The sequence below is a fragment of the Roseovarius tolerans genome (genome assembly GCF_028885395.1).
In the GTDB taxonomy this organism is placed as follows: Bacteria; Pseudomonadota; Alphaproteobacteria; order Rhodobacterales; family Rhodobacteraceae; genus Roseovarius; species Roseovarius tolerans.
In genome coordinates this window covers 3,013,011-3,034,558 of record NZ_CP118494.1, presented here as the reverse complement: position 1 = coordinate 3,034,558, position 21,548 = coordinate 3,013,011, and the positions used below count along the sequence as shown (strand labels likewise).

At 59.2% G+C, this 21,548-nt stretch carries 16 protein-coding genes and 1 pseudogene; 12 read left to right on the top strand and 5 right to left on the bottom strand.

Annotation, left to right across the window (positions count from 1 at the left end; genetic code table 11):
* From PVU19_RS14975 to PVU19_RS14950, 6 genes and pseudogenes are all read left to right on the top strand, one after another.
* Complete coding sequence (locus PVU19_RS14975) at positions 1-2,124, top strand: type I restriction-modification system subunit M (protein ID WP_274789797.1); 2,124 nt, start codon at positions 1-3, stop codon at positions 2,122-2,124.
* The gene (locus PVU19_RS14970; RefSeq protein ID WP_050663913.1) at positions 2,124-3,524 is read left to right on the top strand and encodes a restriction endonuclease subunit S; all 1,401 of its coding nucleotides are present in this window, start codon (positions 2,124-2,126) and stop codon (positions 3,522-3,524) included. The genes PVU19_RS14975 and PVU19_RS14970 overlap by 1 nt, the downstream gene beginning before the upstream one ends.
* Before the next feature lie 2 nt (positions 3,525-3,526).
* Positions 3,527-4,186, top strand: a complete 660-nt coding sequence (gene darT, locus PVU19_RS14965) for a type II toxin-antitoxin system toxin DNA ADP-ribosyl transferase DarT (protein ID WP_050663914.1) — start codon at positions 3,527-3,529, stop codon at positions 4,184-4,186.
* A 17-nt stretch (positions 4,187-4,203) separates the two neighbouring features.
* Positions 4,204-5,262 (top strand): type II toxin-antitoxin system antitoxin DNA ADP-ribosyl glycohydrolase DarG, encoded by a 1,059-nt coding sequence (gene darG / locus PVU19_RS14960; RefSeq protein WP_050663915.1) that lies wholly within the window; start codon positions 4,204-4,206, stop codon positions 5,260-5,262.
* Entirely contained in the window at positions 5,262-8,204 is a 2,943-nt protein-coding gene (locus tag PVU19_RS14955) for a type I restriction endonuclease subunit R (protein WP_050663916.1), read from the top strand. Before darG ends, PVU19_RS14955 begins: the two co-directional genes overlap by 1 nt.
* A gap of 63 nt (positions 8,205-8,267) precedes the next feature.
* Positions 8,268-8,474, top strand: a pseudogene (locus PVU19_RS14950) (ATP-binding protein); the annotation flags it as partial.
* A 211-nt stretch (positions 8,475-8,685) separates the two neighbouring features.
* On the opposite strand, the gene PVU19_RS14945 reads toward PVU19_RS14950, so the two are convergent.
* The 5 genes from PVU19_RS14945 to PVU19_RS14925 all read right to left on the bottom strand — a co-directional run bounded on the left by PVU19_RS14945 (position 8,686) and on the right by PVU19_RS14925 (position 12,843).
* A complete protein-coding gene (locus PVU19_RS14945; RefSeq protein WP_152911682.1) occupies positions 8,686-9,171 on the bottom strand; it encodes a hypothetical protein in 486 nt (161 codons plus the stop codon).
* 24 nt (positions 9,172-9,195) lie between these two features.
* On the bottom strand, positions 9,196-9,516 hold the full coding sequence (locus PVU19_RS14940; protein ID WP_152911683.1) for a hypothetical protein: 321 nt from the start codon (positions 9,514-9,516) through the stop codon (positions 9,196-9,198).
* An 89-nt stretch (positions 9,517-9,605) separates the two neighbouring features.
* Entirely contained in the window at positions 9,606-10,370 is a 765-nt protein-coding gene (istB, locus tag PVU19_RS14935) for an IS21-like element helper ATPase IstB (RefSeq protein ID WP_274789796.1), read from the bottom strand.
* Positions 10,367-11,863, bottom strand: a complete 1,497-nt coding sequence (gene istA, locus PVU19_RS14930) for an IS21 family transposase (protein ID WP_420833234.1) — start codon at positions 11,861-11,863, stop codon at positions 10,367-10,369. The genes istB and istA overlap by 4 nt, the downstream gene beginning before the upstream one ends.
* A gap of 581 nt (positions 11,864-12,444) precedes the next feature.
* The gene (locus PVU19_RS14925; protein ID WP_050664321.1) at positions 12,445-12,843 is read right to left on the bottom strand and encodes a hypothetical protein; all 399 of its coding nucleotides are present in this window, start codon (positions 12,841-12,843) and stop codon (positions 12,445-12,447) included.
* A 175-nt stretch (positions 12,844-13,018) separates the two neighbouring features.
* Here PVU19_RS14925 and PVU19_RS14920 point away from each other — a divergent pair, with 175 nt between their 5' ends.
* The 6 genes from PVU19_RS14920 (at position 13,019) to PVU19_RS14895 (ending at position 21,542) form a co-directional block, all read left to right on the top strand.
* Complete coding sequence (locus tag PVU19_RS14920) at positions 13,019-14,512, top strand: recombinase family protein (protein ID WP_235575904.1); 1,494 nt, start codon at positions 13,019-13,021, stop codon at positions 14,510-14,512.
* Positions 14,512-15,423: a plasmid partitioning protein RepB C-terminal domain-containing protein gene (locus PVU19_RS14915; RefSeq protein ID WP_050664323.1), complete on the top strand. Its 912-nt coding sequence runs from the start codon at positions 14,512-14,514 to the stop codon at positions 15,421-15,423. The genes PVU19_RS14920 and PVU19_RS14915 overlap by 1 nt, the downstream gene beginning before the upstream one ends.
* The gene (locus tag PVU19_RS14910; protein WP_050664324.1) at positions 15,420-16,340 is read left to right on the top strand and encodes a plasmid partitioning protein RepB C-terminal domain-containing protein; all 921 of its coding nucleotides are present in this window, start codon (positions 15,420-15,422) and stop codon (positions 16,338-16,340) included. The genes PVU19_RS14915 and PVU19_RS14910 overlap by 4 nt, the downstream gene beginning before the upstream one ends.
* 381 nt (positions 16,341-16,721) lie before the next feature.
* Positions 16,722-17,582, top strand: coding sequence for a BrxR family helix-turn-helix transcriptional regulator (locus tag PVU19_RS14905; protein ID WP_050664325.1), 861 nt, complete (start codon positions 16,722-16,724; stop codon positions 17,580-17,582).
* Entirely contained in the window at positions 17,566-20,838 is a 3,273-nt protein-coding gene (locus PVU19_RS14900; RefSeq protein WP_050664326.1) for a helicase-related protein, read from the top strand. Before PVU19_RS14905 ends, PVU19_RS14900 begins: the two co-directional genes overlap by 17 nt.
* Positions 20,835-21,542, top strand: coding sequence for a DUF4391 domain-containing protein (locus PVU19_RS14895; RefSeq protein WP_050664327.1), 708 nt, complete (start codon positions 20,835-20,837; stop codon positions 21,540-21,542). Before PVU19_RS14900 ends, PVU19_RS14895 begins: the two co-directional genes overlap by 4 nt.
* Positions 21,543-21,548 lie beyond the last annotated feature (6 nt).

Sequence of the window (21,548 nt, the reverse complement as noted above, 5' to 3'; positions counted from 1 at the left end):
TTGAATATCAGCAATTTCATTTGGAACATCGCTGACGATGTGCTTCGCGACATCTATGTCCGCGGCAAGTATCGCGATGTCATCCTGCCGATGACAGTCATCCGCCGTCTCGACGCCGTTCTTGAGCCGACGAAGGCCAGTGTCCTCAAGATGAAGACGCAGCTGGACAGCGCGGGCGTCGCCAATCAGCATGCTGCACTTTGTCAGGCCTCCGGCGAGGCATTCTACAACACCTCATCTTTTCGCTTGCGCGATCTCACCACGAAATCCCGACGGCAACAGCTCAAGGCGGATTTCGAGGCATATCTCGATGGCTTCTCGCCGAACGTTCAAGAGGTCCTCGACAAATTCAAGTTCCGCAATCAGATCCCGACCCTCGTCGAGGCCGACGCGCTTGGCTTCCTGATTGAGAAGTTCCTTGACCCGTCGGTCAATCTCAGCCCGAAACCGGTCCTGCATCAGGACGAGAGTGTTCGTTTGCCAGGCCTCGACAACCACACCATGGGCACGATCTTCGAGGAACTGATCCGTCGTTTCAACGAGGAGAACAACGAGGAAGCCGGGGAACACTTCACGCCGCGCGACGTGGTCGAGCTCATGGCGCACCTCATCTTCATGCCCATCGCCGATCAGATCCAGTCGGGCACCTATCTCGTCTATGATGGTGCCTGCGGTACCGGCGGCATGCTCACGGTCGCCGAGGACGCGCTGGTGAATCTCGCCTCCGAGCATGGCAAGGATGTGTCGGTCCACCTCTACGGCCAAGAGGTGAATCCGGAAACCTACGCGATCAGCAAGGCCGACCTCATCCTCAAGGGAGAAGGCGTCGAGGCCGAGAACATGAAGTTCGGCTCAACCCTGTCGGGCGACGCGTTTCCCTCGCGCGAATTCGATTTCATGCTGTCCAATCCACCCTACGGCAAGTCATGGAAGACCGACCTCGAGCGTATGGGCGGCAAGAAGGATCTCCGCGACGCGCGGTTCGTCATCGAGCACGCCGACGATCCGGAATTCAATCTGACCACGCGCTCCAGCGACGGACAGATGATGTTTCTGGCCAGCATGCTGAGCAAGATGAAGACCGGCTCGCCGCTCGGCACGCGCATTGCCGAGGTGCACAACGGCTCGTCGCTGTTCACCGGCGACGCGGGCTCGGGCGAGAGCAACGTGCGCCGCTGGATCATCGAGAACGACTGGCTCGAGACCATCATCGCCCTCCCGCTGAACATCTTCTACAACACCGGGATTGCCACCTACATCTGGGTCCTGAGCAACCGAAAGGCGCCGGAACGGCAGGGCAAGGTCCAGCTTATCGACGCCACGACGTGGTTCAAACCGCTACGCCGCAACCTCGGAAAGAAGAACTGCGAACTGGCGCAAGACGACCGCAGGCGTACCGTCGACGCCTGCCTCGCGATGCAGCCGGACGAGCACTCCAAGATCTTCCCGAACGCGGCGTTCGCCTATTGGAAGGTGACTGTCGAACGCCCGCTCCGGCTGTCGGTCGATCTGTCCGAGGACGCGCTCCGACGCTTCGACAGCGCCGCGGCGGAGGCAGGAGAGACGCAGCTGTCGGCGGTCGTGGAGGACCTCGCCGAGAAGCTCGGCACGGGGCCCCATCTCGATTTCGGCGCTGTTCTGGACGAGGTCGAGGGCATCGCCCGTCAGCGCGGCGTGCGTATGACCGCGAAGCGGCAGAAGCTGCTGAAGACTGGCCTTGGCCGCAAGGATCCGGCCGCCGAGCCGGTCGTCAAGAAGGTGAGCAAGCCCAAGGCCGGGGCCGATGCGGACCACGATGCGCTCTACGGCCGGCGGCACATCCGGCAGAGCGACAAGCCGGCGGTCGTCGAGTACGAGCCGGACACCGAGTTGCGCGACACCGAGCAGGTCCCGTTCCTTGAGGACGGCGGCATCGAGGCGTTCTTTCGCCGCGAAGTTCTGCCCCATGCGTCCGACGCCTGGATCGACGCCGCGAAGACCGTGATCGGCTACGAGATTTCCTTCACCCGCCACTTCTACAAGCCGCAGCCGTTGCGCGAGCTGCGCGAGATCGAGGCCGACATTCGCGCGCTGGAGGACGAGACGGAAGGCCTGCTCGAAGATGTGCTGGGCGGAGGCGATTGATGGCAGGCGCGCTCAAGCCCTATCCGGCGTATCGAGACAGCGGATTGCCTTGGCTCGGCGACGTGCCCGAGCACTGGGAGGTGCGGCGCAACGGCCGGCTGTTTGCCGAACGGAACGACACGGGTCACGGCGATCTGCCGATCCTGGAGGTTTCGTTGCGGACCGGAGTTCGTGTGCGCGACATGGACAACGGCACGCGCAAGCAGGTGATGACCGATCGTAGCAAGTACAAGCGCGCTGCGGAGGGCGACATCGCCTACAATATGATGCGCATGTGGCAGGGCGCTGTCGGTGTGGCACCCGTCGAGGGGCTGATCAGCCCGGCCTATGTCGTCGCCGGTCCGTTCCCCGAGGTCGAGCCGAAGTATTATAGCTACCTGTTCCGAACCGGCGATTACATGCGCGAGGTCAACAAGTTCTCGCGCGGGATCGTCGCTGATCGCAATCGTCTGTATTGGGACGAGTTCAAGCAGATGCCGTCGGCCTTCCCACCGCCTGCGGAGCAACAGGCGATTGCGGATTTCCTGGATGCGCATGGCCGCCTCGTCGCGCGCCTGATCCGGAACAAGCGGCGGCTGATTGCGCTGCTGAACGAGCAGAAGCAGGCGATCATCAACCGGGCGGTCACCCGCGGCCTGGACCCCGCCGCGCCCATGAAGCCCACCGGCATCGACTGGATGCCCGAGGTTCCCGCGCACTGGGAGGTGAAGCCGCTCAAGCACTGGCTGCGCGAACCCGCCAAGGCACTCAGCGACAAGACCTCGCCAGAGTATGAGTTCGATTATCTCGACATCAGTTGTGTCGGGACTGGATTTCTAGCGGCCCAAACAGAGCGGATGAAGTTCGAGGACGCCCCGTCTCGCGCGCGGCAAATCGTCCAGAAAGGCGACACGATCATTTCGACTGTTCGTACCTATCTGAAGGCGGTCTATTTCATTGAGGACGAGTGGCCGGACCTGATTGCATCGACAGGCTTTGCCGTGCTGCGGCCAGTCGAAGCCGTGGAGCCCCGGTTGCTCGGCTACGTCCTTCAGAGCGGCACATTCATCGAACGTGTCATTCGGGCGTCGATCGGTGTGGCGTATCCAGCGATTTCGGAGGGCCGCTTGTGCACCCTTCATGTGACCTTTCCGCCTGAGTTGACCGAACAGAAAGCCATACTTGATCACATCGCATCCGAGACTGCTGCCTTCGACACGGCCATTGAAAAAGCACAGAACGAGATCGCGCTCATCCGCGAATACCGCGAGCGGCTCATCGCCGATGTCGTTACCGGCAAGCTGGACGTGCGCGACGTGGCGATCAAGGCCCCGGCGGATGGAGCCATCGAGGACGCCCTCGACGAGGACGACGCGCCCGAGCCTGACGAAGAGGCCGAACTGGCGGAGGTCGAGGACTGATCATGCCGCCGCCCGCCGCGCCCAAGATATACCACATCGTCCATGTCGACCGCCTGCCGTCGATCATCGCGGACGGCGGCCTTCTGAGCGATGCCGAGATCGTCAAGCGCGCGGCTACCAATCCAGCGCACGGCATGGGCACTACGATCGGCATGGGCAGCATAAAGGAGGCGCGCCTCACCCAACGCACGCTGAGGAGCAATCCTGGGCTCTTCGTGGGGCATTGCGTGCCGTTCTACTTCTGTTTCCGATCGGTCATGCTGTACGTTATCTACAAGGCCAATCACCCGGGGCTCGAGTATCGCGGGGGCCAAGGGCCGATTGTGCACCTGGAGGCCGATCTCTTGGCGACAGTCGATTGGGGCAATGCCAATGGTCGCCGTTGGGCGTTCACTCTGTCAAACGCAGGTAGCGCCTACTTTTCGGATCGTGCGGACTTGGCAGAGTTAGATCAAATCGACTGGGACGCGGTCAACGCAAGGAACTGGCAAAGCTGCAGAGAGGCGAAAGCTGCAGAGTTCCTGATGGAACAGTCGTTTCCATGGGAGCTCGTAACGCGCATCGGCGTACGTTCGCAGCAGTACCACGGGCAAGTGAGGACCGCGCTTCAGGCGGCGGAACACAAACCCCATGTCGAAATCAAGCCAGATTGGTATTATTGAGCCGGAGGGAGGCATCGATGTTCGAATTCAAGACGGGCGACATTCTCGCGGAAGACGCCGAAGCCCTGGTCAACACCGTGAACTGCGTGGGCATCATGGGGCGGGGTATCGCGCTCCAGTTCAAGAACGCGTTTCCCGAGAACTTCAAGGCCTACGCCGAGGCCTGCAAGCGCGACGAGGTGCGCCCCGGCCGGATGTTCGTGGTCGAGACCAATCAGCTGACGAGCCCGCGCTACATCGTCAATTTCCCGACGAAGCGGCACTGGCGCGGCAAGAGCCGCATGGAGGACGTCGAGGCCGGTCTCGAAGCGCTCGCCGACGAGATCAGGACGCGCAACATCCGCTCAATCGCCATTCCCCCGCTCGGCAGCGGCCTCGGTGGGCTGAAATGGGAAGAGGTGCGCCCACGCATCGAGGCCGCGTTGCGCGGTTTCAATGACCTTCGGATCGTTGTATTCGAACCGAATGGCGCCCCGGAGGCGGGTCGGATGACACGCCCGCAGGATGCTCCGAACATGACGCCGGGCCGCGCGGCTCTGGTGGGATTGATGCATCGCTATCTGAGCGGCCTGCTCGACCCGTTCGTCACCCTGCTCGAAGTGCACAAGCTGATGTATTTCATGCAGGTCGCCGGGGAGCCGTTGAAGCTGAAATACCAGAAGGCGCCCTACGGGCCGTACGCCGAGAATCTCCGGCACGTCCTCCGCACGGTCGAGGGCTACTATGTGTCAGGCTACGCGGATGGCGGTGACGCGCCCAACAAGCAGCTTGAGCTGGTGCCCGGCGCGATGAACGACGCGGGAACCTTCCTGGAGACCCACGCGGACACCGGCGCTCGCTTCGACAAGGTCGCGGATTTGGTGGCCGGGTTCGAAACGCCATTCGGATTGGAGCTGCTGGCGACAATCCACTGGATCATGAAGAACGAGCCCGTCGAGACCACGCAGGACGTCGTTGAGCGGACCTATGCCTGGAACGCGCGCAAGAAGCACTTCTCTCCGCGTCAGATCAAGCTGGCGGTGGACGTGCTCGGGAACAAGGGCTGGGTGGACAACGCCATCGCCCACGGCGGCTGATGACGACCGATACGAGCGAGAAGGGCCTCGAGACGCTCATTGTCCGGTCACTGATCGATGACGCCGGCTATGCTGCCGGCGATCCGAACGACTTTGACCGCGACCATGCCGTCGATCTGACGAAGCTGTTCGCCTTCCTGACCGCAACCCAGCCCGATGCGGTCGAGGCGCTGGGTATCGGTGAGGATGGCCCCAAACGGTTGCAGTTCCTGCACCGCCTGCAGGGTGAGATTGCCAAGCGCGGTGTCATCGACGTTTTGCGCAACGGCGTGAAGCACGGCCCCGGCTCGGTGGAGCTATTCTTCGGCACACCCACCCCCGGCAACGTGAAGGCCGAGGACCTGTTCGCCGCCAATATCTTCAGCGTTACGCGCCAGCTGCACTATTCCAAGGATGCGACCAAGCTGTCGCTCGACGCCGCGCTGTTCATCAACGGTCTGCCCGTCGCGACCTTCGAGTTGAAGAACAGCCTCACCAAGCAGACCGTCGAGGACGCCATCGAGCAGTACAAGCGCGATCGCGATCCCAAGGAGCTGCTGTTCCAGTTCGGCCGCTGCGTCGTCCACTTCGCGGTGGATGATCACGAGGTGCGGATGTGCACGCACCTGAAGGGGAAGGCATCCTGGTTTCTGCCGTTCAACAAGGGCTGGAACGACGGTACTGGCAATCCGCCGAACCCTCATGGCTTGAAGACCGACTATCTTTGGAAGCAAGTTTTGACCAAGCGGAATCTCACCGATATCCTCGAAAACTATGCGCAGGTGGTCGAGGAGAAGGACGATCGGGGCAAGAAGAAGCCGCCAAAACAGGTCTTCCCGCGCTTCCATCAGCTCGATGTGGTGCGCAAGCTGCTGGCCGACGCTGTGGCCTCCGGCGCCGGGCGGCGATATCTGATCCAGCACTCGGCAGGCTCTGGCAAGAGCAACTCGATTGCCTGGCTCGGCCACCAGCTGATCGGGCTGGAGACCAGCGGCAAGCCGACCTTCGACACCGTCATCGTGGTCACCGACCGCCGCGTGCTCGACAAGCAGATCCGCGACACCATCAAGCAGTTCGCGCAGGTATCCTCAATCGTCGGCGCGGTTACAGAAGGGTCACAACAGCTGCGAGGCTATCTGCAGCAGGGCAAGAAGATCATCATCACCACGGTGCAGAAGTTCCCGTTCATCCTGGACGAGATCGGGGACGGGCATCGCGGGCGAACCTTCGCAATCGTCATCGACGAGGCGCATTCCAGCCAAGGCGGACGTGCAGCGGCGAAGATGAACATCGCGCTCGCCGCGAACGGCGCCGAAGAGGAAGATGAAACGGTCGAGGACACGATCAACCGAGTGATGGAAGCGCGGAAGGTGCTGCCGAATGCGAGCTATTTCGCCTTCACCGCGACGCCCAAGAACAAGACGCTGGAGATTTTCGGCGCGGCGGTACCGGAGGGCGGCAAGGTCAGGCACGTCCCCTTCCACAATTATTCAATGAAGCAGGCGATCGAGGAGGGCTTCATCCTCGACGTGCTGAAGCATTACACCCCGGTCGAGAGCTATTACCGTCTCATGAAGACGGTTGAGGAAGATCCGCAATTCGACACCAAGCGGGCGCAGAAGAAGCTCAGGCGCTATGTCGAATCCCACGACCATGCAATCCGCAAGAAGGCGGAGATCATGATCGACCATTTCCACGATCAGGTAATCGCTCACCGCAAGATCGGCGGCTCCGCGCGCGCCATGGTCGTGACGAGCGGTATTCGCCGCGCCATCCAGTATTTTCACGCCTTCGGGGAGTATCTGAAGGAGCGCAAGAGCCCCTATCAAGCAATTGTCGCCTTCTCGGGTGAGCATGAGTATGGCGGCCAGAAGGTGACCGAGACGTCGCTCAACGGCTTCCCCAGCAACAAGATCGGGGAGACGATCCAGAAGGATCCGTACCGGTTCCTTATCGTGGCGGACAAATTCCAGACCGGCTACGACGAGCCTTTGCTGCATACGATGTACGTGGACAAGACGCTGTCCGGCATCAAGGCCGTGCAGACGCTGTCGCGTCTGAACCGCGCGCATCCACAAAAGCACGATACCTTCGTGCTGGACTTCATGAACGATGTGGACGGCATCGAGGCCTCTTTCGAGGACTATTACCGCACGACAATCCTGAGCGAGGAGACCGATCCGAACAAGCTTCACGATCTAAAGTCGCGGCTCGACGGCTATCAGGTCTATTCATGGGAGCAGGTCGAAGACCTTGTGGCGCTGTATCTTGGCGGCGCCGACCGGGACAAGCTCGATCCCATCCTCGATGCGTGTGTGGCCGTCTACAAGGCCGACCTCGATGAAGACGGCCAAGTCGACTTCAAGGGTAAGGCAAAGGCATTCACGCGCACCTACGGGTTCCTGGCAGCGATTCTGCCCTATTCGAATGCTGAGTGGGAAAAACTCTCGATCTTCCTGAACTTCCTCACGCCGAAGTTGCCGGCCCCAGAGGAGCAAGACCTTTCGCAAGGCATCATCGAAGCCATCGATATGGACAGCTACCGGGTCGAGGCGCAGGCAGCGATGTCGATTGCGCTCTCCGATACGGACGCAGAGATCGGCCCAGTTCCGACAAGTGACGGGGGCCGTAAACCAGAGCCGGAACTGGACCTGTTGAGCAACATCCTCAAGACGTTCAACGAGATGTTCGGCAACATCGACTGGAAGGACGCCGACAAGATTGGAAAGGTGATCGCTGAGGAACTGCCCACCAAGGTCGCGGCCGACAAAGCCTACCAGAATGCGATGAAGAACTCTGACAAGCAGAACGCCCGCATAGAGCACGACAAAGCGCTTGAGCGCGCAGTCATCGAGTTGCTGTCGGACCACACCGAGCTGTTCAAGCAGTTCAGCGACAACCCTTCTTTCAAAAAGTGGCTGTCGGAGACCATCTTCTCAGCAACCTACGCAAATGCTTCATGAATGGGACATCAGTGTGCCTGAGGACCACAGTTCGACGTCGGTTCTTTCTCGTTGCGATACTGAAAGTTGATCTCCCAACGCTACGAGCGCGGCTCCACGCTGATCACAAGCAACCTGCCATTCGACGAATGGACAGAAACATTTGGATCAGAACGCCTGACCGGCGCACTGCTCGACCGCCTGACCCACCACGTCAACATCCTCGAGATGAACGGCGAAAGCTACCGCCTTGGCCAGAGCAAGGCGCGTCAGGCAACACCCAAAACCTAAACCTCAATCCGCACAGATTGGCCCTGACGGGCCAAAGCATCCGGGCAACCGCCAGCTATATGACAAGCGCGGCCGCCCGGATGCTGGCGCTCGTCTGGACGCTGATTATCACAGCCCCAAAGTGGCAACATTTTGCGCTGCCCTTTGGTCCAATTTTGCTCTGCCGTTGACACCTGTAATGCATTTTATGTTACAGTTTGCGATGCTGCGATCAATCCTCCCACCAGCGGCTTCTGATTGCGTTGGCAAAGCCGCAAGTGAGTAGCCATCTATCATTATGAAGACGACGAAGGGTTATACTACCATCTCTACCTGTCGTCCAAATGTTGGTTGTATTGCCATGATCATAGGATACGATGACCGACCAAGTATCCTCCCCAACTTTGTGTACACCAATCATCTCATGATTCTTGCTAGTACCTGAGTTGGGCCCCATCATTCCTCCAGAGAGAGCAACGCACGTCGATCTTATATTCTCCATTAGGACAGCATCGCTCGGGAGAGCACTCACTGCGCTCGTGGATGCAATCAGCGCTAAAGTAAACTTGATAGTTAGAAGTTTAAAAGCGGCATAACCTTTGAAAAATTGCATGGTTGAATTCCTTTTGGGTGACAATACCGAGTCAAAACCGGTTTTTTCTAAAACTTTCTGCATCGCAATATTTTTGGCGGCACTAGTCTTCTGAACCGCTTCCATCGCAGTGAGGACAATAGCCTGCACTTATTGAGCTTCCGTCGCATCCCGATGGACAGTCAGCCCCAAGAACGAAGTCCGAAGCAATCTCATTTGCCGCGTTATCATGATAGTCATCTTGGCAAACTCCGGTACCGTCACAATGTGGACAATCAGCCATTTTTCTCTCCTGAGCGGTGTGTGAATAAAATGCTGCCATGGAACCAAGAACATTTCCAGTATTTCGAGATCGGCAAGATGCTTTACTCCAGAATCTCCATCCGACATTCCTGTCAACGCCGGAGTAAAATCCAGCCACAGGGCGGCGCAAAAACCGGCCACTTTGGGTTTGGGCGTAACGCGCGGCACGAGGCGGCGGCCAGTCAGCCGCGCTTCCCAAATAGCTGGCGGTTGACTGGCCGCTTTGGCCCGTCAGGGCCAAATCTGGATAGGCTGGATCAGGCGTTGTTGTTGGACTTGCGCGCGCGGCTTTGAGCGAGACGATAGCTCTCGCCGTTCATCTCGAGAATGTTGACGTGGTGCGTCAGCCTGTCGAGGAGCGCGCCGGTCAGGCGCTCGGTGCCGAAGGTTTCGGTCCATTCGTCGAACGGCAGGTTGCTGGTGATCAGCGTGGCACCACGCTCGTAGCGCTGCGAGATCAGCTCGAACAGCAGCTCGGCGCCGGTCTTGGAGAGCGGCACGAAGCCCAGCTCGTCGATGATGAGCAGCTTGACGCTGGCCAGTTGCTTTTGCAGGCGCAGCAGACGGCGCTCGTCGCGGGCCTCCATCAATTCATTGACCAGCGCTGCGGCGGTGGTGAAGCGGACGGGCAACCCCTTCTGGCAGGCCGCCAACCCGAGGCCCAGGGCGATGTGCGTCTTGCCGGTGCCGCTTGGCCCGAGGGCGATGGTGTTCTCGCGCCGCTCGATCCATCCGCAGCGGGCCAATTCCAACACCTGCATCTTGTTGAGCTTCGGGATCGCCTTGAAGTCGAAGCTGTCCAGGCTCTTGGCGGCCGGGAACTTCGCGGCCTTGATGCGACGCTCGATCATCCGCCGTTCGCGGTCGATCATTTCCATTTCGACGAGGCGCGCCAGGAACTGGACGTGATCCAGCCCTTCAGTGGCGCATTGACGTGCCTGCTTCTCGTATTCGCGCAGGAAGGTGGGCAGCTTCAGCGTCTTCAGGTGATGGTTGAGCAGGATCTGCGGAGCCTCCGTCATCCCGTCGCCTCTGTCATCAGGGTCATGTAGCTGGCAGCCGAGGTCGTCCCAACATCGGCACGCGGCAGGTAGGGATAGCTGGCCAAGTCAAGCTTGGGCGGGCGCTTCTCGATCCGACAGAGCAGAATGTGCTTGACCGCATCGAAGCCCGTCGCGCGCAGGCGCAGGGCCTCCTTGACCGCGCCATGCAGGTCGTCGAGGCCGAATGTCTCCAGCAGTCTCAGGACTTGCACATACTCACGCCGTCCCATCTTCAGCATGTGTGCCTCCATGAGGCGGCGCAGGGTCTGGAACTCTTCGGGCAGATCCCACGCTGCCAAGGGCGCAGCCTGATCCAGGGCATTGATCTTGCGTTCGATCAGCGGGAGATAATGAATCGGATCGAAGACCACATCCTCGCGCGCGTAACACCGCGGATGCCGGGCGATCACGTCTCCACGGCAGCCGATCACGACCTGATCGACATAGCCGCGCACCCAGACATTCTGATGACCATAGGCGACGGGAACCGAGTAATCGTTGGTCTCGTAGCGCACGAGCGATTGCGAACTGACCTGGCCGCTGGCTTGCGCGCAAGCCTCGAATGGAGCCCCGGGCAGTGGCTTCATCGCCGCCAGATCGCGCTGCAGCCGTTCGCCAATCGTTTCCTTATGGCCACGCAGGATCTCGTTCTGGCGATTGCGGCACTGGGCCTCCAGATCCGCGTTGAACGCGTCCCAGCTGGCAAAACGCGGGACCGGCACCATGAAGTTCCGGCGGGCGTAACCAACGATGCCCTCGACTTTACCCTTGTCGTTTCCCTTGCCCGGCCGCCCGTAGCGGTCATGGAACAGGTAATGCGACTGCAGGGCACTGAACAGCGTGGCGCGCTGGCGCGTCCCGTCGGCCAGGATCTTCGAGACCAGGCAACGATCGTTGTCATAAAGGATGGAGTGCGGGACGCCGCTGAAGAAGGCAAAGGCGTGGACGTGGCCATCCATCCACGCCTCCGCCGTCGCCGCGGGATAGGCCCGCACAAAGCAGGCGTCGCTGTGCGGCAAATCCAAGACGAAGAAATGGGCCTTCTGCTCGACGCCATCGATGATCACCATGGCTTCGCCGAAATCCGCCTGGGCATCCCCGGGCGGGTGGGCGAGCGGCACGAACATCTCACGTCCACGCCGCTCGCGGTCCCGGATATAGTCCTTGATGATCGTGTAGCCGCCGGTGAAACCGTGCTCCTCGCGCAACCGGTCATATACCCGCTTGGCGGTATGGCGCTGCTTGCGGTGGGTCTCACGATCCCCGTCCAGCCACGCGTCGATAATCTCGGTGAACCCGTCCAGCTTCGGGCGCTTGATCGGCTTCTGGCGCCGGTAACCGGGCGGCGCTGAAAACGCCAGCATCTTGGCTACGCTGTCGCGCGAAACATTGAAATGACGCGCTGCTTCTCGCTGGCTCATGCCTTCGCCACACGCCAGGCGAACCTTCAAATACAAATCCACGGTATGCATCTCCACGCCCCCTCTTGCCGTCACAAGAAGAGCAAAATGGCCGGTTTTTACACCGCCCGCAGCAGGACTATCCCGCCGCTACCGTGGCCGAGTTTTGCACCGCCGTTCTCAGCGGGCTCCCCCGCACCCGCGGGGATAGACCCGTGCAGCGCACTATTCAGTTAGGGCCATATCTGGGAGCACTACTGAATTCAGGACAACAGTTCGATTTCTGTTCCTTCTCGCGAATGCCACTGGCGTCGAAATGCTTAGCTGCGGTACCGCAATAGTCTATCAGTTACAGATGCTTGCAAGCAATTTACCAAATTGGCGCAGTCAACAGGTCCGGAGAATATCGGCAAAGAGAGACTGCTTCCGGGCCTCCTGGCGCGAGGGCCAGTGCTCAGTCCGCCCCGCATAACCCTTGAAAACAACAAGAAAATCCGGCCGCAGCCGGAACAGGAGAACGCTTTCGCGAGGGCAAGTGGCGGAGGGAATGGCTCACGCGCCCAACTCTCTCCCGTGCAGGTTTCCACCGCACGGGATCGCTTCGAAATCCTGCGCGCCATTGAGGGACAATAGCTTTCAGTTCGCTCAGCTGATCAGCTGACCTTGCCGCCTGGGTCGTCACCACCAAGCTGACGCACGGCATCAAGCAGATCCGAAATCGCATCTTCGGCTGCCGCGAGCTTGATGGCCACCATCAGATCCTCGCGCCCTGCCATGGCCAAGAACGTACCCAGCACCTCATCAGAGTGCCGCGACAGCGCAATCAGGTGCGCGCCACTCGGACCGTAGGTGCCCGAGAACCAGTTCTTCACCGTCTTCTCGTTGGCACCCGTCCAGGCCGCCACGGTTTTGACACCCGCCCGACTGTCGCCGAGCGACCGCCTTAATGCCGATGCGATTTCTTCGACAAAGCATCCATTCGTCTGATGACCGCCTTTTCCATTATATCCGTTTTCTTTTGGAAAGAACTTGCCCTTTTTCGGAAACGACATTCCACACTCCTTCGCTTTACATGAGTGAGAAGAATTCAACCGTTGATTCCGACGGGAGCGATGGATTTGCCTGGAATTATGAGGAGATACGCATGTGACTGGTCGATGGGTGGCCCATTCCGACAAGAGCGACGAGCCGCCTGAAACGGATGTGCCTGCCGTCGCCTATGTGCGGATGTCGACCGATCATCAGAAGTACTCCACCGAGAACCAGCTCGACATCATTCGGAATTACGCCACCGCCCGGGGCTTGCAGATCCTGCGTGTGTTCGAGGACTCTGGTCGGTCCGGGTTGCGGTTGGACGGCCGCGAGGCGCTGCAGAACCTGATGGCCGAGGTCCGAACCGGCCAGGCGGATTTCAAGGCCATTCTGGTCTATGATGTCAGCCGCTGGGGCCGGTTTCAGGATGCTGATGAAGGGGCGTATCACGAGCATGTCTGCTCTCGCGCCGGGATCCGCGTTCACTATTGCGGCGAGCAGTTCGAAAACGACGGCAGCATCGGCTCCAACCTTCTGAAAACCGTCAAGCGGGTGATGGCGGGCGAATACAGCCGCGAGCTTTCGGTAAAGGTCTTCGCGGGGCAATGCCGCCTAGTTGAGCTTGGATACCGCCAAGGCGGTGCGGCTGGATACGGCCTGCGTCGGGTGCTGATCGACGAACACGGCAACCCGAAGGGTGCCTTGTCCCGCGGCCAACAGAAGAGTTTTCAGACCGACCGTGTAGTTCTCGTTCCGGGCCCTGAGCAGGAACAGGATGTCGTGCGCCGCATGTACCGAATGTTCGTCGAGGATGGCAGCTCGGAGCGTGAGATTGCGGAAACCCTGAATGCCGAGGGGCATCTTACGGATCTGGAGCGGCCATGGTCCCGAGCATCGGTGCACCAGGTCCTGACCAACGAAAAATACATCGGCAACAACGTCTACAACAAGGTGTCCTTCAAGCTGAAGCACAAGCGAGTGGTGAACCCACGCGAAATGTGGATCCGGGCGGAGGGCGCCTACCCCGCCATTGTGGACGAGGTGCTGTTCCTGCGCGCGCGCGAAATCGTCGACGCGCGCAGTCAGCATTTCACGGACGCCGAACTGCTCGAAGCCCTTCGCGCTGTGCTGAAACAGAAAGGCGTCTTGTCTGGACTGATCATCGACGAACAGGACAACGTGCCATCCTCGAGCGCCTTTCGGAGCCGCTTCGGCAGCCTGCTGCGCGCGTACCAGATGATCGGCTACGAGCCGGAGCGGGACTATCGCTACGTCGAGATCAACCGGGCCTTACGGCAGGCCCACCCCGGCATCGTGGCCAAGATCCTCGACGGTGTCGCGGAACGTGGCGGCCAGGCGGTGCAGGATCCGGACACGGACCTGATCCGCATCAATGACGAGTTCACGGCGTCGGTCGTGCTTGCCCGGTGTTTCGAAACGCAGGGCGGTTCCCTGCGATGGCGCATCCGTCTCGATACTGGCCTGGTGCCCGACATCACGATTGCCGTGCGAATGGACGAATTGAACGAAGCGCCACGCGATTATTACCTGCTGCCGAGCATCGATATGACCATGGCCCGACTGAGGCTGGCCGAGCAGAACGGGCTGTCGCTGGATGCCTATCGCTTTGACGCACTCGACTATTTTTATGCGCTCGCTGGCCGGGCCCGGATCACGGAGGCCGCCTGATGCCAGACGACGCCCAGGACATTGCCCAGAAACAGGTCACTCTCATCCCCACCAACCGAATTCGCATCCTCAATCCCCGCGTGCGTAACCGGCGAACTTTTGAGGAAATGGTCGAGAACATCGCAAAGATCGGTCTGAAGCGACCAATCACCGTGGCGCAGCGCGCCGGAACCGACCCTGTTGAATATGACCTCGTCTGTGGCCAAGGGCGGCTCGAAGCGTTCATGGAGCTTCAGCAGGATGCCATACCGGCCATCATCATCGACGCCGATGAGAGCGATTGCCTGGTCATGAGCCTCGTGGAGAACTGCGCGCGCCGCCAGCACAACCCGATCGACCTTATGCGTGAAATCGGCAACCTGCGCAAACGCGGCTACAATGATCGCCAGATCGCAAACAAGATCGGGGTGACGCCAGACTATGTCGGCATGATCGCGGGGCTTCTGGAGCGCGGGGAAGAACGGCTGGTCTCGGCCGTGGAAACCGGCCTTCTGCCGCTGAACCTCGCCATCGACATTTCAAAGACAGACGCCGAGGGCGGCCAGCGCGCTCTGATGGACGCCTACACCCAGAAGAAGCTGCGCGGCAAGAAACTGGCCGCCGTGCGCCGTCTCATCCAGCAGCGCGACGCACAGGGTCCGCACCTTCATCGAAACCGATATGGCAGAAGCGACGGCACCAAGCGCCCCCTGACCAGCGACGCACTTGTGCGTGCCTATCAACAGGAAGCGGAGCGACAGAAGGTGCTGATCAAGAAGGCCGAGCTGACGCAGGGCCGCCTGATGTTTGTCGTGGAGGCATTTCGCTCGCTGCGCGATGATGACCACTTCCTGACGCTCCTGCGCGCGGAAGGGCTGGACACCCTACCCACATATCTCGGTCAATCGCTGGACGCAGGAGCGTCCGAATGAGCCGGGGCAAGCGCAAAACCCCGGACGCGGTTGCGCTCGGCTTTGAGAGTGATTGCGTCACCGTACCGGTAGAGGCTGTGTTGCCCGTTAAGGCGTTAAGCGCATCGGTCAAATCCAGCCGCAAGTACCGCCAGATCACCGCGTCGATCAAAGAGGTTGGCTTGGTCGAACCGCCGGTCGTCACGCGATCCACGGGTGAGGAAGACACCTACATGCTGCTTGATGGGCATATCCGGATCGAGGTGCTGAAGGATCTCGGCATCGAACGGGTCGAATGTCTGATCTCCACTGACGACGAGGCCTTCACCTATAACAAGCGGATCAGCCGCCTAGCACCGATCCAGGAGCACAAAATGATCCGCAAGGCCATCGAGCGCGGTGTGTCCGAGGAAAAGATCGCCCTGGCTCTGGACCTCAATCCGCGCAGCATTGTGCGAAAGGCAAAGCTGCTCGACGGGATCTGTGAAGAGGCTGTCGGCATCCTGAAGGACAAACACTGCGCGACCGCCGTGTTCGAAATCCTGCGTAAGATGAAAGCCATGCGCCAGATCGAGGCGGCAGAGCTGATGATGAATGCAAACAATTACTCGCCAGCGTACATCTCCGCAATCCTTGCAGGAACGCCCCAGGCGCAGCTGGTGGACACGAAGAAACCCAAGAAGATGAGGGGCATCACCCCGGAGGCCATGGCCCGCATGGAGCGCGAGCTGGCCCGGCTGCAGGAAGGGATCACTTCGATCCAAGACTCCTACGGCCAGGACCACCTGCAGCTGACCGTCATCAAGGGGTATCTGGGGAAATTGCTCGGGAACGCCCGGATCGTCCGTTACCTGATGCAGCATCGGCCGGAGTTTCTGACAGAATTTCAAGCAATCACCGAGATGGTCTCCGCCCCACAACAGCCTGAGGCGGAATAGCCAAAGCGGCTAGAACCGATGGGGACCCGGACCCGACAAGCGCGGGGACCGCAGGAGACGCCGCACTGTGGGGCGGATCGAGCGCGGTGGTGGGGATGGCGGCGAACCCGCTCGGAGCCCACCAGGTCGGCTGAGGTTTCGCCGACCCCGTGACCGCGCATGTGGTTGCGATATTTGCAGGCGTGCCGAGGGAAAGCGTGTCTCGGCACGCCTGCTTCAACGGACCACTTTCCTGCATGCCGCCTTCACATACCGCCGCAAACCTAAGAAAATGCGCAGGATTTCGATTGAACGCGCTGAATTGCTCGGCTAGCGTGACAAGGCGCACATAAATTGGGTGTGCATAGTTAACGTGCGGATCGGCAAGGCCGGGGGAACGCAGTGGAAAACGACAAGGTGGAACTTCGCTGGGGAGTCGAGCAACGGCTCGAGTTCATCGAATTCCGCCTGTTTTGGGAGGGGCATGTGAACCGTAGCGATTTGATGGAGCAGTTCGGGGTATCGGTGAACCAGGCGTCCACCGATCTGAACCGCTATATCGGCTTCGCCCCGGCCAACATGGTCTACGACAAGAGTGCACGGACCTATGTCCCTGGCCCGGACTATTCCCCGCAGTTCCTGAAGCCTGACGCCAGTCGTTACCTCGCACAGCTGCGGTCTTTGGCTGATGGCATCATGGACAGCGACGACACTTGGATTGCTGAACTGCCTTCATATGATGCTGCGCCAACACCGGTGCGTGGGGTGAACCCCACAACCCTGCGCTCCGTGGTCGGGGCAATCCGACGCAACGAAGCACTTGAAGTGAAGTACCAGTCCCTCTCACGTCCAGAGCCCATTTGGAGATGGATCGCGCCTCATGCCATAGGGTTCGACGGGTTCCGGTGGCACACTCGGGCGTTTTGCCAGACGGACGAGGTCTTCAAGGATTTTCTCCTATCCCGCATCATTGAGACACGCGAAACCAGGGCAAGCGAAATAACCGATGCAGCCGATGCAGACTGGCAAGAACGTGTCACGCTTGAGATCGGCCCCCACCCTGAACTGTCAGATTCACAGAAACAGGTCATTGCGCTGGACTACGGCATGCAGGGTGGCACGGCAAAGATTTCCGTGCGGCGCGCATTGGTTTACTACTCCCTCAAACGGCTCGGGCTCGACACTGATCCAGCTGCGCGGCAACCACAGGATCAGCAGATCGTTCTTCTAAATCGCGAGGTCCTCGATGAAAATCATCGATAACACCTCTCAGCTTCTTGGTGACGACCTCAAGGACACAATGTCTCGCGGATCGCGTCTCAAAATCGCCGCGTCATGTTTCTCCATTTATGCATTCGAGGCGCTGAAAGCAGAGCTATCGAAAGTGGACAGCCTGCAGTTCATATTCACTTCACCAACCTTTGTACCAACCGAAGTAACCGATCGCTTACGAAAAGAACGGCGTGAATTTTTCATCCCAAAGGCGCGCCGTGAAAGTGGCCTTTATGGAACCGAGTTTGAAATTCAGCTTCGCAATAAGTTGACGCAACGAGCGGTAGCCCGCGAATGTGCGGCCTGGATCCGCAAGAAGGCGAAGTTCAAATCGAATACCTCCAAGGCGCCCATGCAACAATTCATGCATGTCGACAGCTCTGCTGAAGGCGTCGCCTACATGCCCATCAGCGGTTTCACAGCAGTCGATCTTGGCTACCAAAAGGGCGATGCTGTTTCCAACTTTGTGACGAAGTTTGACGACCCAAGTCACGCGCAGATGTATCTTCAACTTTTTAATCAGATCTGGGTAGACTCAGAGAAGGTCAAAGACGTCACAGACGCGATCTGTGATCATATTGAGTCCGTCTATCAGGAGAATTCACCCGAGCGGATCTACTTCATGATGCTTTACAATATCTTCCAGGATTTTCTGGAAGATATCGACGAAGACGTACTGCCAAATGATCTGACGGGCTATCAGGACAGCCTCGTCTGGAACAAGTTGTTCAACTTCCAGAAGGATGCGGCAACCGGGATCATCAACAAGCTAGAGACATACAACGGCTGCATTCTGGCGGACAGCGTTGGCTTGGGGAAAACGTTCACAGCTCTCGCTGTCGTCAAGTATTATGAGCTTCGCAACCGTGCTGTCTTGGTGCTTTGTCCCAAAAAACTCGCCGACAACTGGCGGAACTACAACACCAATCTGACGACGAACATTTTTGCAAAGGATCGGTTCAACTATGATGTCCTCTGTCACACGGACCTGTCGAGGACCTCGGGCGAGTCATTCGGGATCCCGCTAAACCGGATAAATTGGGGAAATTACGATCTCGTTGTAATCGATGAATCCCACAACTTCCGCAACAATGACGTCTATAAGGATCGCGAAACCCGCTACCAGAAGCTGATGAACAAGGTCATCCGCGATGGCGTGAAGACCAAGGTCCTCATGTTGTCGGCCACGCCTGTAAACAACCGTTTCACCGATCTCCGCAACCAGCTCGCCCTCGCATATGAAGGGCAGTCTGAAGGCCTAAGCCGTAACTTGAAGACCGACACGAGCGTCGAAGAGATTTTTAGGCGAGCCCAAAAAGCCTTCAACACCTGGTCGCTGTTGCCCCCGGATGAACGAAACGCTGCGTCGATTCTCAAGGCGCTCGATTTCGACTTTTTCGAGCTTCTCGACGCTGTCACGATTGCCCGCTCGCGCAAGCATATCGAGACCTTCTACGACACCAAGGACATCGGTAAATTCCCTCAACGCCGGAAACCATTGTCTTACCATTGCCCTATCACCCATCGTGACGATGTGATGGGGCTGAACGAAATCTTCGAACAGCTCTCGGTCCTCAAGCTGTCCGTTTACGCACCTATCAGCTACATCCTTCCAAGCCGCCTTCGGAAGTATGAAGAAATCTATGACACCCAAGTCGAAGGGGGGCGTGGCAAGCTGCGTCAGGCTGACCGCGAGCGCAGTCTGCAAGCCTTGATGACGACTAACCTGCTTAAGCGCTTGGAAAGCTCGGTTGAGGCGTTCCGGCTTACTCTGCGCGCCCTCGCTGCAAACATATCACGGACGCTAATAGCGATCGGCGAATTCGAACGATCCGGCGGCACGCAAAGCGTCAGTGATTACCTGGCCGATGTCGAAACGCTGGACGCGGAAGATGACGAACTTGAGGGCCTCAATGAGTTCACGGTGGGCAAAAAGGTTCAGATCAGTCTCGGAGACATGGACCTACCGTCTTGGAAACACGATCTTCAGGCCGATCTTATTCTGATCGACGATCTGGTCGCTTCGATGGATAAGGTCCGACCTGAGGACGATGCCAAGCTCCAGCACTTGCAAGACGTTATTACCCGTAAAGTTGGCGAGCCAATTAACCCGGGCAACAAGAAAGTGCTTATCTTTACGGCGTTCGCGGACACGGCAAATTACCTCTTTGCAAACCTCGCCCCTTTCGCGAAGGACCTCGGGCTGCACACCGGGAAGGTGACTGGCTCGGATTCACCGAAGACCACACTCAAGAAGAGCTATGACTTCCAGGGCGTCTTGACGCTGTTTTCGCCCCGCTCGAAAGAAAAGGACGTCATCCTGCCGGACGAGCCCGCAGAGATCGACATTCTGATTGGCACGGACTGCATCTCCGAAGGCCAGAACCTTCAGGACTGCGACTATCTGATCAACTACGACATCCACTGGAACCCGGTGCGCATCATTCAGCGATACGGTCGCATTGACCGCATTGGGTCACCGAATTCGCAGATCCAGCTGGTAAACTATTGGCCCGACATTTCGCTCGACGAATACATCAACCTCAAGGAGCGTGTCGAAAACCGGATGGTGATCGCCGACATGGTGGGTACCGGTGACGACAACGTCCTGACAGCCAAAAGTGGCGACATCGCCTACCGCAAGGATCAGCTCAAACGCCTGCAGGAAGAGGTCATCGATCTTGAGGACGTCAAGACCGGTGTCTCGATCACTGACCTTGGCCTGAACGACTTCCGGATGGATCTACTCAACTATGCCAAGCAGCACGGCGAGCTCGACAACCTACCGAACGGCATGCATGCCGTGGTACCGTCGCAGGCACAAATGGGGCTCCGTCCCGGCGTAATCTTCGCGCTGAAAAACATCCACGATACCGTGAACATCAACCAGCAGAACCGGCTCCACCCCTTCTATCTGGTCTACATCGCCGACGATGGCGAAATCATCGCCGACCATACCGAGGTCAAGCGCCTGCTCGACCTGATCCGGACCAGCTGCAAGGGCCGCTCGATCCCTGTCCCCGACGTCTGCCGCACGTTCAACGAGCGCACGGAGGATGGCCGCAAGATGGAGCATTATTCCGGGCTCCTGAGCGCCGCAATCCGCTCGATGATCGAGGTGAAAGAAGAAAAGGATCTCGACAGCCTGTTCAGCGGCGGCCGCACGACCGCGCTGACCCACACCATCGCCGGGCTCGATGACTTCGAGCTGATCGGCTTCCTGGTGATCGAGGACAGCGTCGCATGACAGGCTTCTTCGACTACCCCAAGAGCGCTGCCTTCGGCCGGGTTCTGCCTAAGAACAAGATCTACGAGCACGCAGGCGCGAACACCGCCCTCAAGGATCTGTTCGTGCGTGAGGTCGATCAGATCGTCTGGCGCTACAAGCTCGCGCCGGAAACGATCAACCTGAGCGCCACCAAATCAGTGGCAGAAATTCAGGTCTTCGACATATCGCTGAAGACCGGCAAGCTGGACGAGGCCGTTCTGCGCGCCATCGACAAGGCCATCCCTTTTCCCCTGATCTTCGAGTTGAGCCATGGCGGCAAACGCAGGTCCATGGCGGCCTACAAGCGGCCAAGCGAGGCCGACAGGGCGAAGTGGGTTATCAGCGAGTATTTTTCCACGGACTGGGTGGCCGATACCGCCGCCAGGTCGCCCCTGCCGGTCGCGCTCAACCTAGGTGGGCTTTATGATGCGCTTCTGTCCGGTTTGATGCCACAACAGGTTCAGACCATTCCCGGAGAGGACGCTGAAGACATTCAGACCCGCGTCGACCGGATGGAGGCGATCCGCGCCAAGACGCGGGACGTCGAACGGATCAAGGCACGGCTGGCGCGCGAGAAGCAATTCAACAAGCGCGTGGGCGTAAACGCAGAGCTGCGCGCAGCGAAATTGGAATTGGAACGGCTGACCGGAGCGACGGCCCAGACAGCCGCGCCGAGTGAATAAGAGGAC